The sequence below is a fragment of the Blautia sp. HA9023 genome, assembly GCF_056504095.1.
Genome location: NZ_JBWLUR010000010.1, coordinates 35701 through 54979, shown reverse-complemented (window position 1 = coordinate 54979; position 19279 = coordinate 35701). Strand labels below are relative to the sequence as shown.

Here is a 19279-nt window from a genome sequence, read left to right as displayed (position 1 = left end):
AAAAAGGCGCAGTTCATGAAAAGTAAAGCAGAACATGCGTCTTTTTTGATTGCAGAGAGATTTTTGTATGTGTTTTTGTGGTATAATCTTGAAATACAGCATTGCAGAAAAGGACAGCTGCAGGGTGAAGAACTCTGACAGCTGCAGGAGTAAATTATGGAAAAACCAAAAGTGCGAATTTCTGTCAGAAACCTGGTGGAATTTATACTGAGAAGCGGAGATCTGGATAACAGCCGTGGATCATCCGGAGATAAAGAAGCCATGCTAAAAGGTGGAAGACTTCACCGGAAGATCCAGCGAAGTATGAAGGGCAATTATCAGGCAGAAGTTTCCCTGAAAAGAGAAAGTGAATATGAAGATGTAATCATCCAGGTAGAAGGCCGCGCAGATGGAATTTTTACTGAGGACGGGGAGTTCTGGATTGATGAGATCAAAGGCACCTATGGAAATCTTCAGGCAATGGAGGTACCGGTACCTGTCCACCGCGCACAGGCAATGTGTTACGGGTGGATTTACGGAGAAAAAGAAGGCCTTTCCCAAATTGGGATCCAGATGACCTATTCCCATCTGGATACAGAAGACACCAGAAGGTTTCGAGAAATTTTTTCCATGGAGGAACTTAAAAACTGGTACCAGAAACTTCTGGATGATTACCATAAATGGATTTCCTGTTCGCTTTCCTGGAAAAAAGAACGGAATGCATCCATGAAAGATCTGCAGTTTCCGTTTCCTTACAGAGAAGGGCAGAGAGAGATCGTCAGTGGTGTATATCATACGGTTTCCAGTAAGAAAACGCTGTTTGTCCAGGCACCTACCGGAGTGGGAAAAACCATGTCTGCAATTTTTCCATCTGTACGTGCCATCGGAGAGGGGAAGGGCGAAACACTTTTTTACCTTACCGCAAAAACCATTACAGGAACAGTTGCCTGGGAAGCGTTCCATACTTTGCGTGAAAATGGACTGAAATTTAAGGTCACAGCCATTACCGCAAAAGAAAAGCTTTGTTTCCTAGATTCACCGGAATGTACACCGGAGAAATGCCCCTATGCGAAAGGACATTTTGACCGGGTGAACGATGCAGTCTATGAACTTTGGACAACCGAAGAGGTATATTCCAGAGAAGTGATCCGTGCTCATGCAGAAAAATGGCAGGTATGTCCTTTTGAGATGTGCCTGGATCTTTCCGTCTGGGTAGACGGGGTGATCTGTGACTATAATTACGCCTTTGATCCCAATGTCCATCTGAAACGCTTTTTCGGGGAAAATATTTCCGGAGATTATATTTTTCTCATTGATGAAGCGCATAATCTGGTAGAACGCGGAAGAGAAATGTACAGTGCGGAGATATCCAGACAGACACTTTTTACATTGCGGAAAAAAATCCGGAAACATTTCCCAAAACTCGCCAGGGCACTGGATAAAGCCAGCAGGCAGATGCTGGAACTGGAAGAGGATCTTAAGGCATCCCAAAATCCGTATCAGGTGCTTTCCAACCCAGGTGTACTGCCGGTTACGTTTCTTACCATTTCCGGTGAGCTGGAAGAAATTCTGGAAGAAAAAAATCTGGAAGAGGAGCTTCGAAAGGAGATTCTGGAATTTTATTTTGTTGTGCGTGATTTTCTGAATGTGTCAGAACTGGTGGATGAGAACTATGTGGTCTATACGGAATGCTTTGGGGAAAATGATTTCCGGCTGCGCCTGTTCTGCGTGAATCCGGCTGCAAACTTAAGTGAATACCTGAAAAAGGGAAGAAGTGCGGTATTTTTTTCCGCAACACTTTTTCCGATGTTGTATTACCGGGAACTTCTTACAACAGAAACAGATGCTTATGGAATTTATGTGCAGTCCCCGTTTTCGTCAAAAAACAGGAGAATTCTCATTGGAAGCGATGTAAGCAGCCGGTATACAAGAAGAAACCATACAGAGTACCGTAAGATTGCGGAATATATTTCCAGGTGTGTATGGCAGCGCCAGGGGAATTATATGGTGTTTTTTCCTTCCTATCGTCTGATGGAAGATGTATATCAGGTTTATGAGGAGGAATTTTCGGTAGACTGGGTGCGCTGTATCCGGCAGAATTCTGATATGACCGAACGGGAACGGGAGGAATTTCTGGAAGAATTTCAGAGCAGGGAAGGAACACTGGTAGGTTTCTGCGTACTTGGAGGAATTTTTTCCGAGGGGGTTGATCTTACAGGTGAAAGTCTGATCGGAGCGATCATAGTGGGAACCGGACTTCCGCAGATCGGCAGTGAGCGGGAGATCCTGAAAGAATATTATGACCGAAAGAAACAGAGCGGTTTTGATTATGCCTATCGTTATCCTGGTATGAATAAGGTTCTTCAGGCCGCCGGACGTGTGATCCGGACCAAAGAGGACAGAGGTGTGATCCTGCTTTTGGATGACCGTTTTCTGGGACGGGATTACGGAGAAATTTTTCCGAGGGAATGGAAAGACCGGAGCAGCTGCAGACTGAATACTGTAGAAGAGGCAGTAAGCAGGTTCTGGCGGTCGTTTACTTGACAGACGTAAGAAATCCGGTATACTGATAGAGAATTTATCCACATTGCAGACAGGAAGATATGAGACCCGGATAAAATCAGTAACTGTTAAATCCAAAGATAAGAAAAGTGAAAGAAGTATATGAGACAGAAAAAAATATTAAAAATACTGGCAGTGTGTTTCAGCACGGTAATGCTTACTCAGCCGGCATCAGCGGCGGCGCCGCAGCAGACGGCACAGGGCAGCCTTGGGTCTGTTACGGAGGAGTCCCAGATACTTCCGATTCCCGATGGAAGTGGGAAATACATTTTAAAAAGCAGTGGTTTTTACTGCCTGAATGAAGACGGAACCAGAGAAAATGCACCGGCAGTGCATTATTTTGATCATTTTGTGATTGATGGTACGGTATTTGACGGATATTATTATCATGATGAAAACGGTAAATTTGCAGCAGGAAATCCGCATATGGTCCAGATCAGAAATCTGACTGCCCCCACAGAGGACGGGAGCGGGGCGGAAGTTTCTTTTGATGGCTGTTATATGGTGAATAATCTGGGAAAACTCAGTGCTTCGCCGCAGGTGCGGTATATGGACAATCTGGTGGTGGATAAGACTACCTATAATGGTTTGTATTATTTTGATCAGTATGGAAAGATGGTCACAGATCCCGGAATACATTATCTGGAAATGAATGCGGCAGGACAGATGTTTGATGGCTATTATTATTTTGGCGGAGAAAACGGAGTCCTGGTGCAGGAAGAAGGTACCACACCGGAAGGCTTTCCTGTTGATGGAACAGGAAAGGTAGAAACAAAGGACCTGGGTATGGAGGGCCTGGAAACCAGGCTTACGGAACTTTTCGGTTCCTATGACGGTATCTGGAGTGTATATGTAAAAGATCTTACCAATGATAAGGAATTTCAGCTGAACAGCCAGCCCTTATATTCGGCCAGCCTGATCAAGGCGTTTGTTATGGCACAGACATATGCCAATATGGATACTGTTCTTCAGAGTGAAGCCGCAAAAATGAAAAAAGATGTTTCTGATCCGGCAGTCTCGACAAAAGTTAATGATCTTCTCTGGAATATGATCACAGTCAGTGATAATGAATCTTTTAATGAGCTGGTACGCCTGCAGACGACATCCGGTGTTTTTAAAGACGGGGCAGAGGCAGTGAATGCTTTCCTTGCGGAAAGTCAGTTTGCGGATACATCGGTACAGCATACCTTGAGTCCTTCCGCATCCAAAGATGCGGGGCTGGGAGGGAGAAATACCACTTCTGTAAAGGACTGTGGAGAGCTTCTTTCCCGGATTTATAAAGGGGAATGTGTATCAAAGGAAGCTTCGGAAGCAATGCTGAACCTCCTTCTGAATCAGCAGGTGACAACCAAGATCCCCAGTGGGATTTCCGCCTCTGTGGAAATCGCAAACAAGACCGGGGAGACGGATACAGACCAGCACGACATTGCCATTGTATATGGGGAGAAGACAACCTATATTCTCTGCGTAATGTCTGAGAACTGTAAATCCGGGGATGCAGTTTCGCACATTCGTGATATTTCAGGGATTGTTTACAATTATCTGAATATGCGGCTTGACCAGGATTGATTTGTGAGCTAAAATGAAAATCAGCCGAGCGGTATCTGAATGTTTCATACAAAACAGGAGGATTTCACGAGCTCACGAAAGGAGACTTTTATTATGAAGACAGTACATACAGACAAGGCACCGGCAGCCATCGGACCGTATTCCCAGGCAATCATCCATGGAGATACTCTTTACACATCCGGTCAGATCCCGGTTGACCCGGCAACCGGAGAAGTTGTGGGAACAACCATCGAGGAGCAGGCAGACCGCGTAATGAAGAATCTTGGTGCAGTTCTTGAGACAGCAGGTTCCAGCTATGAGAAAGCAGTCAAAACTGTATGCTTTCTTGCAGACATGAACGATTTTGCCGCATTTAACGAAGTATACGCAAAATATTTCGTAAACAAACCGGCACGTTCCTGTGTCGCAGTTAAGACACTTCCGAAGAATGTACTCTGTGAGGTAGAAGTAATCGCGGCAGTATAATATAAAACGAGCAGTAAATCCCCTGTCAGGAAGAGATGATCTTCCGGCAGGGGATTTTTTGCTGTGATTGATTTTTAAAAAGAAATCCTGTATAATACCAAACTGTAATATTGTATCATTCAGCGGATTGAGACGTACGCTGTGAATTATCAAGATAAGTCAGGAGGATATAAATACATGCGAGTCGATGCGGACGATTTTGCCCGACCTTGCAGCTGCGGGAGGGAGCACCACATAGACGTTAAGGAAATTGTAATTGAATCAGGAGCTATCGGGAAACTGGAAGAAGAAATGTCAGACGGAGATCTGAGAGAATACATTTCCCCGCTTCTGATCTGTGACACAAACAGTTACAAGGCAACAGAGGAACTGATGGAAGATATCTACGACCGGTGCCAGGTGCTGATCCTGGATGCCGAAGATCTTGAGGCAGATGAACGGGCCGTGGAAATTGTGGAGAATTATATGGAAGAGGACATTGATCTTGTTCTTGCGGTAGGCGCAGGTACGATCCATGATCTCAGCCGGTTTGTGGCCCATCAGTACCGGATTCCTTTTGTCTCTGTGCCCACCGCAGCCAGTTCAGACGGATTTACTTCTACAGTAGCAGATATGACATGGAATGGTGTGAAAAAGGCAGTAGCAGCATCTGCGCCGCTTTTTGTTTTTGCGGATACGGATATTTTTGCAAAAGCACCGAAGAGACTTACCGCTGCAGGTGTGTCGGATATTCTGGGGAAATATATTGCTCTGGCAGACTGGAAAATAGCCAGCATTCTTTCGAAAGAATATTACTGTGCAGAGGTGGTAAATCTGGAAACAAAAGCTGTCAGGACTGTGAAGGATAATCTGAAGGAGATTGCGGCTGGCGAAGAAGAAGCATCTGAGAAACTGATGTATGCCCTGGTGCTGTCAGGGCTTGCCATGCAGATGACCGGAAATTCCAGACCTGCATCCGGAGCAGAACATCATCTGGTACATCTCTGGGATATGGAAGTTGTGAACGGGCATCTGGATGCGCTGCACGGTGAAAAAGTTTCTGCAGGAACCATGCTGGTACTTCTGGAGTACAAGAAAATTGCGGATGCCATCCGAAAAGGAAACTGCAAAGTGCATACCTGTACAGAGGAAGACCGGGAACTTCTCCAGAGTACTTTTGGAAAAAAAGGAATTCTTGGAGCAATCGAAAAAGAAAATACGCCGGAACTTCTGGATGATGTGAGCACGAAAGAACTTTCCGATACGCTTCCCGGAATTCTTAAGATCATTGATGCACTTCCGGCGGTTACAGATATGCAGGAAATGATGAATACAGCTGGTTGTGTAAGCAGAGTCCGGGATATCGGACTGCCGGGAGAGGTGATCGAAGAGAGTCTTCGCCTTGCACCGTATACAAGAAGAAGGCTGAGTCTTTTAAGGCTTCGGAAGATGCTCACATACTGATCAGAAAAAGATCACAATAAGTTCTGTTGACTTGGCATAAATTTCAGGAAAGGCAGTGAGGAATGGTTTGATAAGAGTAGGAATGGGATATGATGTACATAAACTGACAGAAGGCAGAGATCTGATCCTTGGAGGAGTAAACATTCCCTGGGAAAAAGGCCTTCTTGGTCATTCCGATGCGGATGTGCTGATCCATGCGATCATGGATGCACTTCTGGGAGCTGCGGCTCTTGGAGACATCGGAAAACATTTTCCGGACACAGACCCTGCATATAAGGGAATTTCCAGTGTAAAACTTCTGGTACATGTTGCCGGACTTCTGAAAGAAAACGGCTATGCGGTGGGGAATATTGATGCTACGATCATTGCCCAGAAACCAAAGATGGCACCACATATTCCAGAGATGAGAGAAAACATTGCGAAAGCACTTGGAATTGAAATATCACAGCTGAATATCAAGGCAACTACAGAAGAGGGCCTTGGTTTTACAGGACAGGGAGAGGGAATTTCTTCTCAGGCGATCTGCTCCCTGTATAGAATCGGGAAATTGGAGGAAGAGTAACATGAAGATTTTTAACACACTCACAAGAAGAAAAGAGGAGTTCGTACCTCTGGAAGAGGGCAAGGTAAAAATGTATGTCTGCGGACCTACGGTTTACAATCTGATCCATATCGGAAATGCCCGCCCCATGATCATTTTTGATACGGTACGAAGATACATGGAATATAAAGGATACGAGGTTAACTATGTATCCAACTTCACAGATGTGGATGACAAAATTATCAAAAAAGCCATTGAAGAGGGTGTTTCCGCAGAGGAAATTTCCACCCGCTATATCAAAGAGTGCAAGAAAGATATGGCAGACATGAATGTAAAACCTGCCACAACCGCACCTCAGGCAACACAGGAGATCCAGGGCATGATCGACATGATCCAGACCCTTATTGACAAGGGATACGCGTATCCGGCAGCCGACGGAACCGTATATTTCCGTGTAAAGAAATTCAAAGAGTACGGCAAGCTTTCTCATAAGAATCTGGATGATCTCCAGTCCGGTTTCCGTTCTCTGAAGGTATCCGGTGAGGACCAGAAAGAAGATCCGCTGGACTTCGTACTCTGGAAACCGAAAAAAGAGGGCGAGCCGTCCTGGCCGTCACCGTGGTGTGACGGACGTCCTGGCTGGCATATCGAGTGCTCTGTCATGTCCAAAAAATATCTTGGAGAAGAGATTGATATCCATGCAGGCGGAGAGGATCTGATCTTCCCGCATCACGAGAATGAGATCGCACAGAGCGAGTGCTGCAATGGTAAGATTTTTGCAAGATACTGGATGCATAACGGTTTCCTCAACATCGACAACCGCAAGATGTCCAAATCTCTTGGAAACTTCCGTACTGTACGTCAGATCGGTGAGCAGTATGATCTTCAGGTCCTTCGTTTCTTTATGCTGAACGCGCATTACAGAAGCCCGCTGAATTTCAGTGCGGATCTGATGGAAGCAGCCAAGAATTCTCTGGAGCGTATCCTGGAAGCAGCAGGCAAGCTCAGCGACCGTAAGGACAATGCGGCAGTGGAGAATATCACAGAGGAAGAACTTGCACTTCTCAAAGAGGCAGAAGGCTTTGTTACCAAATTTGAAGCTGCCATGGATGATGATTTCAACACTGCAGATGCACTTGCTGCCATCTTTGAGCTTGTTAAATTTGCCAACACGAATGTAAACGAAAACAGCTCAAAAGAATTTGCGGCAGGTCTTTATGAGGAACTTTTCAAACTCAGTGATGTGCTGGGACTGAAGATCGAGAAGAAAGAGGAAATCCTTGATAAAGAGATCGAGGATCTGATCCAGGAGCGTCAGGCTGCAAGAAAGGCTAAAGATTTCAAGAGAGCAGATGAGATCCGTGACGAGCTTCTGAAAAAAGGTATCATTTTGAAAGATACAAGAGAAGGTGTGAAATGGCAGAGAGCTTAAGGGAGCTTAAAGAGCTGTTTGATCTGAAAGACGCAGATCTTCGGACCTATTCACCTCTGACACTGGCCTATATCGGGGATGGTGTTTATGAACTGGTGATCCGTACCATCCTTGTGAAAAAGGCAAACTGCCCGGTAAACCGTCTCCACAAAAAGGCCAGTAGCCTTGTAAAAGCGTCTGCGCAGTCTGGCATGATGGAAATTCTTGAACCGCTTCTGACAGAAGAGGAAAAAAGTGTATACCGGAGAGGAAGAAATGCCCATTCCGCTACCATGGCCAAACATTGCGACTATGGCGGATTACCGGCGTGCTACAGGCTTTGAGGCACTGATGGGATATCTTTATCTGAAAGAGGATTTTTCAAGGATACTGGAACTGGTCCACGCAGGACTTGAGAAGGAGGAAATTTAAATTGACTGAAATGATAGAAGGAAGAAATGCAGTACTTGAGGCATTTCGTTCCGGCAAATGTGTTGATAAATTGTTTATTCTGGATGGCTGTCAGGACGGACCGGTTCGTACTATCGCAAGAGAAGCCAGAAAACATGATACCATCGTGAAATTTGTTCCGAAGGAACGTCTGGATTCCATGAGCGAGACCGGTGCCCACCAGGGTGTGATCGCGCAGGTTGCGGCTTACGACTATTCCACAGTGGAAGATATTCTGAAAAAAGCAGAAGAAAAAGGAGAGCCTCCTTTTATTATTCTTCTTGACAATATTGAAGATCCTCATAATCTGGGAGCGATCATCCGTACTGCCAATCTTGCCGGTGCCCATGGTGTGATTATTCCGAAACACAGAGCTGTAGGTCTGACAGCTACTGTCGCAAAGACTTCTGCCGGTGCCCTGAACTATACGCCGGTTGCCAAGGTTGCCAACCTTGGACAGACGATTGATGAGCTGAAAGAAAAAGGAATCTGGTTTGTGTGTGCGGATATGGACGGAGAAGTGATGTACCGCCAGAACCTGACAGGTCCCATTGGCCTTGTGATCGGAAACGAGGGAAATGGTGTCAGCCGTCTTGTAAAGGAAAAATGTGATTTTACTACCGCGATCCCGATGAATGGAGACATTGATTCCCTCAACGCTTCTGTAGCGGCAGGAGTGCTTGCATTTGAGATCGTGAGACAGAGAATGGCAAAATAACAGATACAGCTTAAGCTGTTCGGAGAAAAAATGTGCCGATATAATGAGACAGAGGACGAAGTTCTTATTCAGAGGCTTCGTGCCGGAGAATCCATGATTGCAGATTATCTGATGGAAAAGTACAAAGGTCTGGTCAGAAAAAAGGCAAGGGCCATGTTTCTTATTGGCGGGGATACCGACGATCTGATCCAGGAGGGTATGATCGGGCTGTTTAAAGCAGTCCGGGACTACCAGCCTGACAGGGAAACATCCTTTCAGTCCTTTGCGAATATGTGTATTGACAGACAGATCTACAGCGCGATCAAAAGTTCAAACCGTCAGAAACATCAGCCGCTGAATACGTATATATCCTTAAGTGACAGGGAAATGGAAGAAAATCTCAGAGATTCCTGTACGGAACATGATAATCCGGAAGCAATCCTGATTGACCGGGAAAATGTAACAGCGCTGAAAAAAGAAATGAAAAAGAGCTTAAGTTCTCTGGAAAATCAGGTGTTTCAGCTGTATATTGCGGGAAATGGCTATGTGGAGATCGCGGAAATTCTGGGTAAAACGCCGAAGGCTGTTGATAATGCCCTGCGAAGAATCCGCAAAAAAATGAAACGTTGTTTTGGAGAAAGTTAATTCCCCTCTTTTCTTTTGGATATAAAAGTATTAAAATGATGTTAAAAACAGCGGAACAAGAAAGGAGACCAATTATGGCAAAGATTAATAAATACTGGGGACTGGTTGCAGTAGGAGCTCTTACTGCGGCAGCAGCAGGAGCTATTGCAGCGATCATATCCAGAAAATCTGTATGTGAAGACGATTTTGAAGATGACTTTGACGATCTCGATGATCTTGAAGAGGATGAGAAGAAAGAAGAAAAAGAAGAGAAAGAAGTTTTCCAGGACTGGGACAAAACCGCATCTGAGACTGTAGAAGTTTCCAAAGAGACAGAAGAAGAGGATACAAAAGAAGCACCGGCTGAAGAAGAGACGGAAGCTGAAACAGAGACAGAGGAAGCTGCAGCTGATGAGGCGGAAGAAAAAACAGAAGAGGCAGAAGCTTCTGAGGATGCAAAATCAGAAGAGTAAAAAGAGAATCCTGTGCGCTGTGTCCGGGGACTGCAGTACACAGGATTTTTATGCGATAGTCATGAAAATACAAATTTTTAAAAAAATAAAAATAAAGTATTGACAATATGAAAGTCATCTGATAATATAAACAACTGTGAGCGGCACAAACGTCGCGAAACAAGCTGCTGTGGCTCAGTCGGTAGAGCGTCGCCTTGGTAAGGCGGAGGTCACGGGTTCGATTCCCGTCAGCAGCTTTTTTTGTGTCCAAAAACAGACAATTTTTTGTTTAAATACAGGTTTTGCGGGTTTCAAAAACTCCAAATATATGATAAGATAAAACATCAGGACGATATCTAGGAGGGAGAATCATGGACAACGAGACAGTTTCCAAAAACTTTATTGAGAATATTATAGACAAAGATCTTGAAGAAGGCGTTTATGACACTGTGCATACACGTTTTCCACCGGAACCGAATGGTTATCTTCATATCGGACACTGCTAAGTCCATTCTTTTAAACTATGGGCTTGCAAAGAAATACAACGGAAAATTTAACCTTCGTTTCGATGATACAAACCCGACAAAGGAGAAATCCGAATTTGTAGAATCCATCAAGGCTGATGTAAAATGGCTTGGCGCAGACTGGGAAGACAGACTTTTCTTTGCTTCTGATTATTTTGACCAGATGTATGAGGCCGCTGTGAAGCTGATCAAAAAAGGCAAGGCATTTGTCTGCGACCTGACTGCAGACCAGATCCGTGAGTACAGAGGAACTCTTACAGAACCAGGTAAAGAGAGCCCATACAGAAACCGTACTGTAGAAGAAAACCTGCAGCTTTTTGAGGAGATGCGTGAGGGCAAATACGGAGACGGAGAAAAAGTTCTCCGTGCAAAGATCGATATGGCATCTCCGAATATGAACATGCGTGACCCGGTTATCTACCGTGTAGCACGTATGACACATCACAACACTGGAGACAAGTGGTGCATCTATCCGATGTATGACTTTGCTCATCCTATCGAGGATGCGATCGAAGGCGTGACTCATTCCATCTGTACTCTGGAATTTGAGGATCACAGACCGCTCTATGACTGGGTTGTAAAAGAACTGGAGTATCCGCATCCACCGAAACAGATCGAGTTTGCCAAACTGTACCTTACCAATGTTGTCACCGGTAAACGTTACATCAAGAAACTTGTTGAAGACGGAATCGTAGATGGCTGGGATGATCCGAGACTGGTATCAATCGCCGCACTTCGCCGCCGCGGATTTACACCGGAATCCATCCGTAAATTCGTAGAGCTCTGTGGCGTTTCCAAGGCCAACAGTTCTGTGGATTACGCAATGCTTGAGTACTGCATCCGCGAGGATCTGAAACTGAAACGTCCACGTATGATGGCGATCCTTGATCCGATCAAGCTTGTGATCGACAATTATCCGGAAGGACAGGTTGAGTACCTGGAAGCTCCGAACAACATGGAGAACGAGGAACTTGGAACCAGAAAGATCCCGTTCAGCGGAGAACTTTATATCGAACGTGATGATTTCATGGCAGAGCCTCCGAAGAAATACAAACGTCTTTATATCGGAAATGAAGTCCGTCTTATGAATGCATATTTTGTAACCTGCACAGGATATGAAGCAGATGATGACGGAACGATCCGTGTGGTTCACTGTACTTATGATCCGGAAACCAAAGGTGGAAATGCACCGGACGGACGTAAGGTAAAAGGAACCATCCACTGGGTGGAGGCATCCAATGCAGGTAAAGTTGAGGTAAGACTTTACGAGAACATCGTAGATGAAGAGAAGGGTGTTTACAATAAAGAAGACGGATCTCTCAATGTAAATCCAAACTCTCTCACCGTGACGAGCGCTTATGTTGAGCCGGAGCTTCTGAAAGCAAAAGGCTACGACAGTTATCAGTTTGTCCGCAACGGATTCTTCTGTGCAGACATCCATGACTCCAAAGAGGGCGCACCGGTATTTAACCGTATTGTGTCTCTTAAGAGTTCTTTTAAACTGCCGAAGGCATAAGATCAAAACAGCAAATTATATATAAAAGACAGTACGCCGGGATGTACAGAAATCCCGGCGTATTATATTTTATGATCCGGAAGGAATTCTCTTTTGACAATTCCGGTTGCACCTCCTTCCGTAAAAGGTTATACTGATAACACAGAAAGAGAGGAATACACACATGAGAAAGATTGTGCTTGCTTCTGCATCTCCCAGGAGACGGGAGCTTTTAAGCCAGGTGGGAATCACATTTGAGGTAAAACCTGCCAGTGGTGAAGAACGGATCACCAGCACAGAGCCCTCGAAGGTGGTTGAGGAACTTTCCTTCCAAAAGGCCATGTTTACCGCACATGCGCTGGAAAAAGAACAGGCGGATGATCTGGCGGACATTCTTATAATCGGAGCGGATACCATAGTCTCCTATGAAGGAAAGATCCTTGGTAAACCTTCAGACCCGGAGGCAGCAGTGAAGATGCTGAGTATGCTGCAGGGAAATACACACCAGGTATATACGGGTGTGACAGTTCTTGTAAGAGAAGAAGAAAACTGGAAAGTTCATACGTTTCATGAATGTACAGATGTAATTTTTTACCCGGTAACAAAGGAAGAGATCGCAGAATATGTAAACAGTAAAGATCCTATGGATAAGGCAGGAAGCTACGGAATCCAGGGTGCCTGGGGTGCTTATGTGAAAGGAATCCGCGGCGATTACAACAATGTAGTCGGACTGCCTGTGGCAAGGCTGATCTATGAGACAAAGAAACTTGGAATAAACCTGAGAGGATGAATGACAAAATGATAAAAGCTTGTATCTTTGACCTGGATGGAACGATTGCAGATACACTGGAGTCCATGGCATATGTGGCAAATGAGATCATGGAAAAGTTTTCCCTGAAACCGCAGCCGACAGATAATTTCCGTTATTACAGCGGTGAAGGCGCGGATATGCTGATCAAAAGATGTCTGATCGATGCCGGAGATCCGGATCTGGTCCATTATGAAGAAGTCCGGGAACTTTACCGTAAAAAATTTGATGAAGATCCCCTGTATAAAGTTGTACCATATAAGGATATGCCGGAAACCATTCAGGAACTGAAAAATGCGGGATTAAAAATGGCCGTATGTTCTAATAAACCGCATATTGCGGCACAGAAAGTCGTAAAAGCGATCTATGGAGATGTTTTTGACGAAGTAATGGGACAGCAGGAGGGAATCCGAAGGAAACCGGCACCGGATGGTCCGTTAAAGATCGCGGAAGAATTCGGAGTAAAACCGGAAGAATGCATGTATATCGGAGATACAAAAACGGATATGCAGACAGGTAAATCAGCCGGAATGTATACAGTAGGTGCACTCTGGGGCTTTCGTGACCGCAGGGAACTGGAAGAAAACGGCGCAGACATTGTAGCAGCGGTACCGTTGGAACTGGTTGCTATTTATGAGAAGAAAAATAATAAATAAAGGAGGACTTTTTTAAAATGTATAAGAAAGAATATGTCCAGACATTTCTGGAAAAACAGGGACAGCTTTTTGATGAGCCGGTAGCAGATGATTTTGAAGAGGCAGAGGCATTTCTGGAAGACTGTATGGCAGTAGTGCTGGATTCTCTGAAAGATGTAAAAAAATATCTGGATGGAATGGGTGCAGATGTAGAGGGACTTTCCCTGAAAGAACTGGAAGAAGAAAGTGAAGTGTTTAAACTTCCAGATGGAAAATATCTCATTGTTGAAGGCTGAGAGAAAAAACGGAAAGCAGAAATTACATCCTTGAAAATTAAATATGGTAAACTTGCATCAACAAAGGAAAGAATGCATAAATCTGAAAATGCAGGAAAACATAAGGATGTAAAGGAGGATGGAATATGAGGAAAAACAGAGTACTGGCAGTGATCATGGCCGTGCTTATGATGGTTACATTACTTCCATCTATGGTGTTTGCCGCTGCGGTTCCCCAGGGAGCTCTGGATGGCAAACTGAAAGTTAAGGGAACAATTGCAGTAGGTGTTACCTTAAGCGCAGATTATTCCAAGGTAAAGCCAGAAGGAATTACAGATGATTATGTGAGTTTTTCGTGGTCACTGAAAGATGGTGATGTGCTCACCGAAGTAGGAACAGATAAAACCTATAAGGTTGAAGAAAAGGATCTGGGATTTCCCATTGTTCTTAAGATCACAGGAAAAGAAGAAATGGGAATCAGTGGCGAACTTACTGTAACAACACAGGAAGTTTCCGCAACGGAGGAAGATGCCAAAGCTCTTGCACAGCAGAAGAAGACAGAAACATCTACCAGCGAGAGCGGATCAGATGAGACTTTGGAGCAGGATTCTCAGGACAGCACCATTACGATCACCGGATTGGGAGAAACTGATACAGATTCCGGAAATACCGAAGAGACAGAGGATTCGACAGAAGATCAGGCAGAGGATTCATCAGATACGACAGCCGGATCTGATGAAAAAACTGTTGAGACCGGGGAAACGAAAGCACAGAATGGTGACAGTGCTTCAACAGAAGAACTTACATATTCCGCAGTTGTATCCACAGAAGACGGAAGTGGTGTTTTAAATTTCGGAACTGTAACAGAAGGTTACACAGAGATACCGGAAGTACAGTATGTTACGATTACCAATACCGGAACTGCAGATCTGAATTTTAAAGAAATTTCTCCGGAGAATTTCATGGCTGAAGATATTAATGGACAGCCACTGAAAAGTGGAGAGCAGATTACGGTATGGGTAAAACCAAGAGAGGGACTGAACGCCGGAGAATATAAAGATCTGATCACATATCAGACAGAAGAAGGCGTGGATGTTTTCTTTGAGGCGGATCTCACTGTAGAAGCACAGACAGATGACGGGAATAACGGGAACGCGGATGCGGGGAAAGCATCGGAACCATCCGACAGTGAAGAAGGACAGTATGAACTGACAGCAGATCCTGCAGAGATTCCTTTTGATGACCTGACAGAGGGCTATACGGAGGTTGATCAGACAAGAACTGTAACCATAAGAAATACAGGTACAGAAACGGTAACTCTGAAACAGCCGCAGTCAGACAATTTTGATATTGAACCTGTCAGTGAAGGTGAAAATAATGGAGAAATCATGCTTGCCCAGGGCGATGAGCAGATGTTTACAGTTCAGCCAAAGCTGGGACTGGAAGCAAAAGATGATCCATATGAGGAAGATCTTGTTTTTGCCACGTCGGACAATAAGGCGTCAGCAGCTGTGAAAGCAAGCGTATTGGTAAATGGGGACAGTTTCACTGAAAATTCTGTAGATATTACCCCAAAAGATCTGAATTTTGGAGAGCTGGAACAGGGATATTCCAATGCCCCGGAAGCACAGACTGTAACAGTTACCAACACAGGTACGGAAGCAATCCGTCTGGTACAGCCAACAGCCAAGAATTTTGAAGTAGGAGCTCTTTCTGCTGAGGTACTCAATCCGGGCGAAGATAATCAGGCAACTTTTACTATCCAGCCCAAAACCGGCCTTTCTGCAGGAGAATACAGTGGCAAGATCAGAATCGCAGATAAAGATGGAAATATAGATGAGAACGTTTCGGTCTCCTTTACTGTAACGAAACCGGAACCGGTGTATGATCTTTCGGTCAAACCGGAAGAAGGTCTGAATTTCGGTACGGTGAACGAAGGTTATAAAGATCTTCCGGAAGCACAGACTGTAACAGTTACCAACACCGGTAACACAAAAATCACACTGCAGCAGCCAACCGGAAAAAATTATACCGTAGGAGCTCTTTCACAGACAGAGCTTGAGGCGGGAAAAAGTGCAACCTTTACAGTGCAGCCGAAGAAGGGTCTTTCCAAAGAAGAATATCTGGAAGACATTGTAATTTCCAACAGTGCAGATGTATCTGCTTATATTACTGCGTATTTCAGTGTTCGAAAAAATACTGATAACAGTGAGAAAGAGAATGATCTTACCGGAATCCGAAAACCATCATCGATCACAGATCTTCCAAATGGGACAGAGAAAACACAGAAAGCGCTGAAACTTCCGGAAACTGTGACGATCACAACAACAAAGGGAGAACAGAAAGCTTCTGTGAAATGGGATGTGAAAGGCTGTTCTTATGACCCTTCCTCTGTGGACAGACAGACATTCAATGTAAAAGGAACTGTTACACTCCCCGATGGTGTGAAAAATCCTGACAAGATCAGTACGGTGATTGCGGTAAGTATTACTGTAAATGCATATAAAGGTTCCGAGGTAAAGGAATCTGATAACAAGATCACGGGAATTGATCCCAATGGAAAATATGATACAAACACGAAAATCACTTTCACAGCGGTAGGCGCTGGTATGGATAACAGCAATCCGGTGAAGGGAGATACCCGTTTCCAGCCAAGGAGCTGGCAGATTACGGAAAAGCGTGACTGGGATTCGGAACCATATACAGCAACTTTCCGCGTAAGCAAACCAGGCGAGTATACACTGAAAGTCAATTTTGTGCAGCAGAGATATGACGGCTCCAGATGGACAGATACAGATGTCCAGTCTGAAAGCAAAGTTACATTTACTGTGTCACAGGCGGAGATCCTTACAGCAACACCAAGCCCTGCAGTTACGCAGTCCAGCCAGAAATCAGCGGTACAGACAGGAGACAGTACACCGATCATGACATTTGTGATCATCCTGATCGCTGCAGTTGTATGTATTGGAGGAATTCTTATATACCGCAGAAAGAAAAAATAAAAGCAGAATTATAAAAGATTCCCCTCGTGCATGAGAAATGTGTGAGGGGAATCTTTTTGCGTATGAAAAATTTATAGCCGACATTGTTACTAGCACTCGAAAATGGCGAGTGCTAAATTTTTCTTGACTTTTGCAACAAGTCGTATTAGTATATATTTATTGAAAAAAACAACAGGTTTCCGGGTTTACCGGAACATAGGAAATAAAAAACAAAAGGAGAGTGACATACATGTCAGCAAAACATGGAAGTTTATCAATCAACAGTGAAAATATTTTTCCGATCATCAAGAAATGGTTATACTCCGATCATGACATTTTTGTAAGAGAAATGATCTCCAATGGATGTGACGCAATCACCAAACTGAGAAAACTGGAAGTTATGGGTGATTATACATTCCCGGATGGCTATAAACCGGCAGTAAATGTTATCGTAGATCCAGATCAGAAAACCCTGAGGTTTATTGATAATGGTATCGGTATGACTGCAGATGAGGTAGAGGAATATATTACACAGATCGCTTTTTCCGGTGCAACAGAATTTCTTGAGAAATATAAGGATAAGACAACAGATGATCAGATGATCGGTCATTTCGGACTTGGATTTTATTCCGCGTTTATGGTTGCGGATGAGGTACACATCGATACGCTTTCTTATAAAGAAGGATCTGCACCGGTTCACTGGACCTGTGACGGTGGTACAGAATATGAGATGACAGATGGAAACAAGACAGAACCAGGAACTGAGATCACACTTTTCCTTAATGAGGAGAGCCTGGAGTTTGCCAATGAGTACCGTATGCGTGAAGTGATCGAGAAGTACTGTTCTTTCATGCCGGTAAACATCTATCTTTCCAAAGCAAATGCAGAGCAGGAGTATGAGACTATCGATGAGGCAGATCTCCGTGAGGATGATGTAGTTGTTGAACATATCCACGAAGATGCCAAGACAGAGGAGAAAGAGAACGACAAAGGTGAAAAAGAAGTTGTAGAGGTATCTCCGGCAAAGGACAAAGTAAAGATCAACAAACGTCCGGTATCTTTAAGTGATACACAGCCGCTTTGGATGAAACATCCGAATGAGTGCACAGACGAAGAATATAAAGAGTTTTACCGTAAGGTATTTATGGATTACAAAGAGCCACTGTTCTGGATCCATCTGAACATGGATTATCCGTTTAACCTGAAAGGTATTCTGTATTTCCCGAAGATCAGAACAGAGTATGATTCCATTGAGGGAACAATTAAACTTTATAATAACCAGGTATTTATTGCAGACAATATCAAAGAGGTGATCCCGGAATTCCTTCTTCTCCTGAAAGGTGTGATCGACTGCCCGGATCTGCCACTGAATGTATCCCGTTCCGCACTGCAGAACGATGGTTTTGTAAAGAAAATCTCCGAGTACATTACCAAGAAAGTTGCGGATAAACTGACGGGAATGTGCAAGACAGACAGAGAATCTTATGAGAAATACTGGGATGATATCAGTCCGTTTATCAAATTTGGCTGCATCAAAGATGCGAAATTCGGCGAAAAGATGAACGACTATATCCTTTTCAAAAATCTGGATGACAAATATCTTACTCTGAAAGATTGTATTGAGGAGAATAAGAAAGAAGAGAAGACAGAAGAGAAAACTTCCGAGGAATCCAAGAATGAGGAACCTGAGAAAACAGTGATTTATTACGTAACAGATGAGGTACAGCAGAGCCAGTACATCAATATGTTCCGTGAGGCCGGTAAAGATGCGGTAATCCTTAAACATGTGATCGATTCTCAGTTTATTTCTCATCTTGAGCAGCAGGATCAGAACGTACAGTTCAAGAGAATTGACGCAGATCTTACAGAAGAGCTTCGTGAGGATGGCGAGACAGATGAAGCAACGGTTAAAACTCTGACCGATGTATTCCGTAAAAATCTGGGTAAAGATAAACTGGAAGTAAAGGTAGAAAAGCTGAAAAATGAGGGAACAGCAGCGATGATCACTCTTCCGGAAGAGAGTCGCCGTATGCAGGATATGATGAAGATGTATAACATGTACGGAATGGATCCGAATATGTTCGGAGGACAGGAGGTACTTGTTCTGAATGCAAATCATCCACTGGTGAAATTTATAGCTGAGAATCAGGAATCTGAACATGTGCCGGTAATCTGCGAACAGCTTTATGATCTGGCTATGATGAGCCATAAGCAGCTTTCTTCTGAAGAAATGACAAAATTTGTAAAGAGAAGTAACGATATCCTTATGGTTCTTACCAAATAAAAAACATCGAAAAAAGGCTTTGCCCCTGTGGCAGAGCCTTTTTTGGGCTGAATGTGGATTTCAGATATCCGCTTGGCGCGGATT

General features: G+C 44.2%; 14 protein-coding genes, 1 tRNA gene and 2 pseudogenes. All 17 read left to right on the top strand.

Annotated elements, in window-relative coordinates:
• The first annotated feature begins 156 nt into the window (after positions 1 to 156).
• The gene (locus AC04Q6_RS15840) at positions 157 to 2523 is read left to right on the top strand and encodes a helicase C-terminal domain-containing protein (protein WP_476389770.1); all 2367 of its coding nucleotides are present in this window, start codon (positions 157 to 159) and stop codon (positions 2521 to 2523) included.
• 120 nt (positions 2524 to 2643) lie between these two features.
• Positions 2644 to 4110 carry a serine hydrolase gene (locus tag AC04Q6_RS15835; protein ID WP_118064381.1) on the top strand — a complete coding sequence of 489 codons (1467 nt, stop codon included), beginning with the start codon at positions 2644 to 2646 and terminating at the stop codon, positions 4108 to 4110.
• A 93-nt stretch (positions 4111 to 4203) separates the two neighbouring features.
• Positions 4204 to 4575: a RidA family protein gene (locus AC04Q6_RS15830; protein ID WP_021977561.1), complete on the top strand. Its 372-nt coding sequence runs from the start codon at positions 4204 to 4206 to the stop codon at positions 4573 to 4575.
• A 177-nt stretch (positions 4576 to 4752) separates the two neighbouring features.
• The gene (locus tag AC04Q6_RS15825) at positions 4753 to 6018 is read left to right on the top strand and encodes an iron-containing alcohol dehydrogenase (protein ID WP_476389769.1); all 1266 of its coding nucleotides are present in this window, start codon (positions 4753 to 4755) and stop codon (positions 6016 to 6018) included.
• 70 nt (positions 6019 to 6088) lie between these two features.
• Entirely contained in the window at positions 6089 to 6580 is a 492-nt protein-coding gene (gene ispF / locus AC04Q6_RS15820; protein ID WP_118064411.1) for a 2-C-methyl-D-erythritol 2,4-cyclodiphosphate synthase, read from the top strand.
• A gap of 1 nt (position 6581) precedes the next feature.
• Positions 6582 to 7991 carry a cysteine--tRNA ligase gene (gene cysS / locus AC04Q6_RS15815; RefSeq protein ID WP_021977564.1) on the top strand — a complete coding sequence of 470 codons (1410 nt, stop codon included), beginning with the start codon at positions 6582 to 6584 and terminating at the stop codon, positions 7989 to 7991.
• A pseudogene (locus tag AC04Q6_RS15810) lies at positions 7976 to 8402 on the top strand (Mini-ribonuclease 3). The gene cysS and the pseudogene AC04Q6_RS15810 overlap by 16 nt, the downstream one beginning before the upstream one ends.
• 10 nt (positions 8403 to 8412) lie before the next feature.
• A complete protein-coding gene (gene rlmB / locus AC04Q6_RS15805; protein ID WP_118064413.1) occupies positions 8413 to 9138 on the top strand; it encodes a 23S rRNA (guanosine(2251)-2'-O)-methyltransferase RlmB in 726 nt (241 codons plus the stop codon).
• Positions 9139 to 9168: 30 nt separating this feature from the next.
• Positions 9169 to 9762 carry an RNA polymerase sporulation sigma factor SigH gene (gene sigH, locus AC04Q6_RS15800; protein ID WP_118064383.1) on the top strand — a complete coding sequence of 198 codons (594 nt, stop codon included), beginning with the start codon at positions 9169 to 9171 and terminating at the stop codon, positions 9760 to 9762.
• Between the two features lie 74 nt (positions 9763 to 9836).
• Positions 9837 to 10214, top strand: a complete 378-nt coding sequence (locus tag AC04Q6_RS15795; protein ID WP_021977568.1) for a hypothetical protein — start codon at positions 9837 to 9839, stop codon at positions 10212 to 10214.
• Between the two features lie 163 nt (positions 10215 to 10377).
• Positions 10378 to 10450, top strand: a tRNA-Thr gene (locus AC04Q6_RS15790).
• 114 nt (positions 10451 to 10564) lie between these two features.
• Positions 10565 to 12233, top strand: a pseudogene (locus tag AC04Q6_RS15785) (glutamine--tRNA ligase/YqeY domain fusion protein).
• Positions 12234 to 12396: 163 nt separating this feature from the next.
• Complete coding sequence (locus tag AC04Q6_RS15780) at positions 12397 to 13002, top strand: Maf family protein (protein ID WP_118064385.1); 606 nt, start codon at positions 12397 to 12399, stop codon at positions 13000 to 13002.
• A gap of 8 nt (positions 13003 to 13010) precedes the next feature.
• Positions 13011 to 13676 (top strand): HAD-IA family hydrolase, encoded by a 666-nt coding sequence (locus AC04Q6_RS15775; RefSeq protein WP_476389768.1) that lies wholly within the window; start codon positions 13011 to 13013, stop codon positions 13674 to 13676.
• Positions 13677 to 13693: 17 nt separating this feature from the next.
• A complete protein-coding gene (locus tag AC04Q6_RS15770; protein ID WP_021977572.1) occupies positions 13694 to 13951 on the top strand; it encodes a hypothetical protein in 258 nt (85 codons plus the stop codon).
• A gap of 125 nt (positions 13952 to 14076) precedes the next feature.
• Positions 14077 to 16932, top strand: a complete 2856-nt coding sequence (locus AC04Q6_RS15765; protein WP_244832723.1) for a choice-of-anchor D domain-containing protein — start codon at positions 14077 to 14079, stop codon at positions 16930 to 16932.
• Positions 16933 to 17161: 229 nt separating this feature from the next.
• Entirely contained in the window at positions 17162 to 19195 is a 2034-nt protein-coding gene (htpG, locus tag AC04Q6_RS15760; RefSeq protein WP_244832722.1) for a molecular chaperone HtpG, read from the top strand.
• Positions 19196 to 19279: the final 84 nt, after the last annotated feature.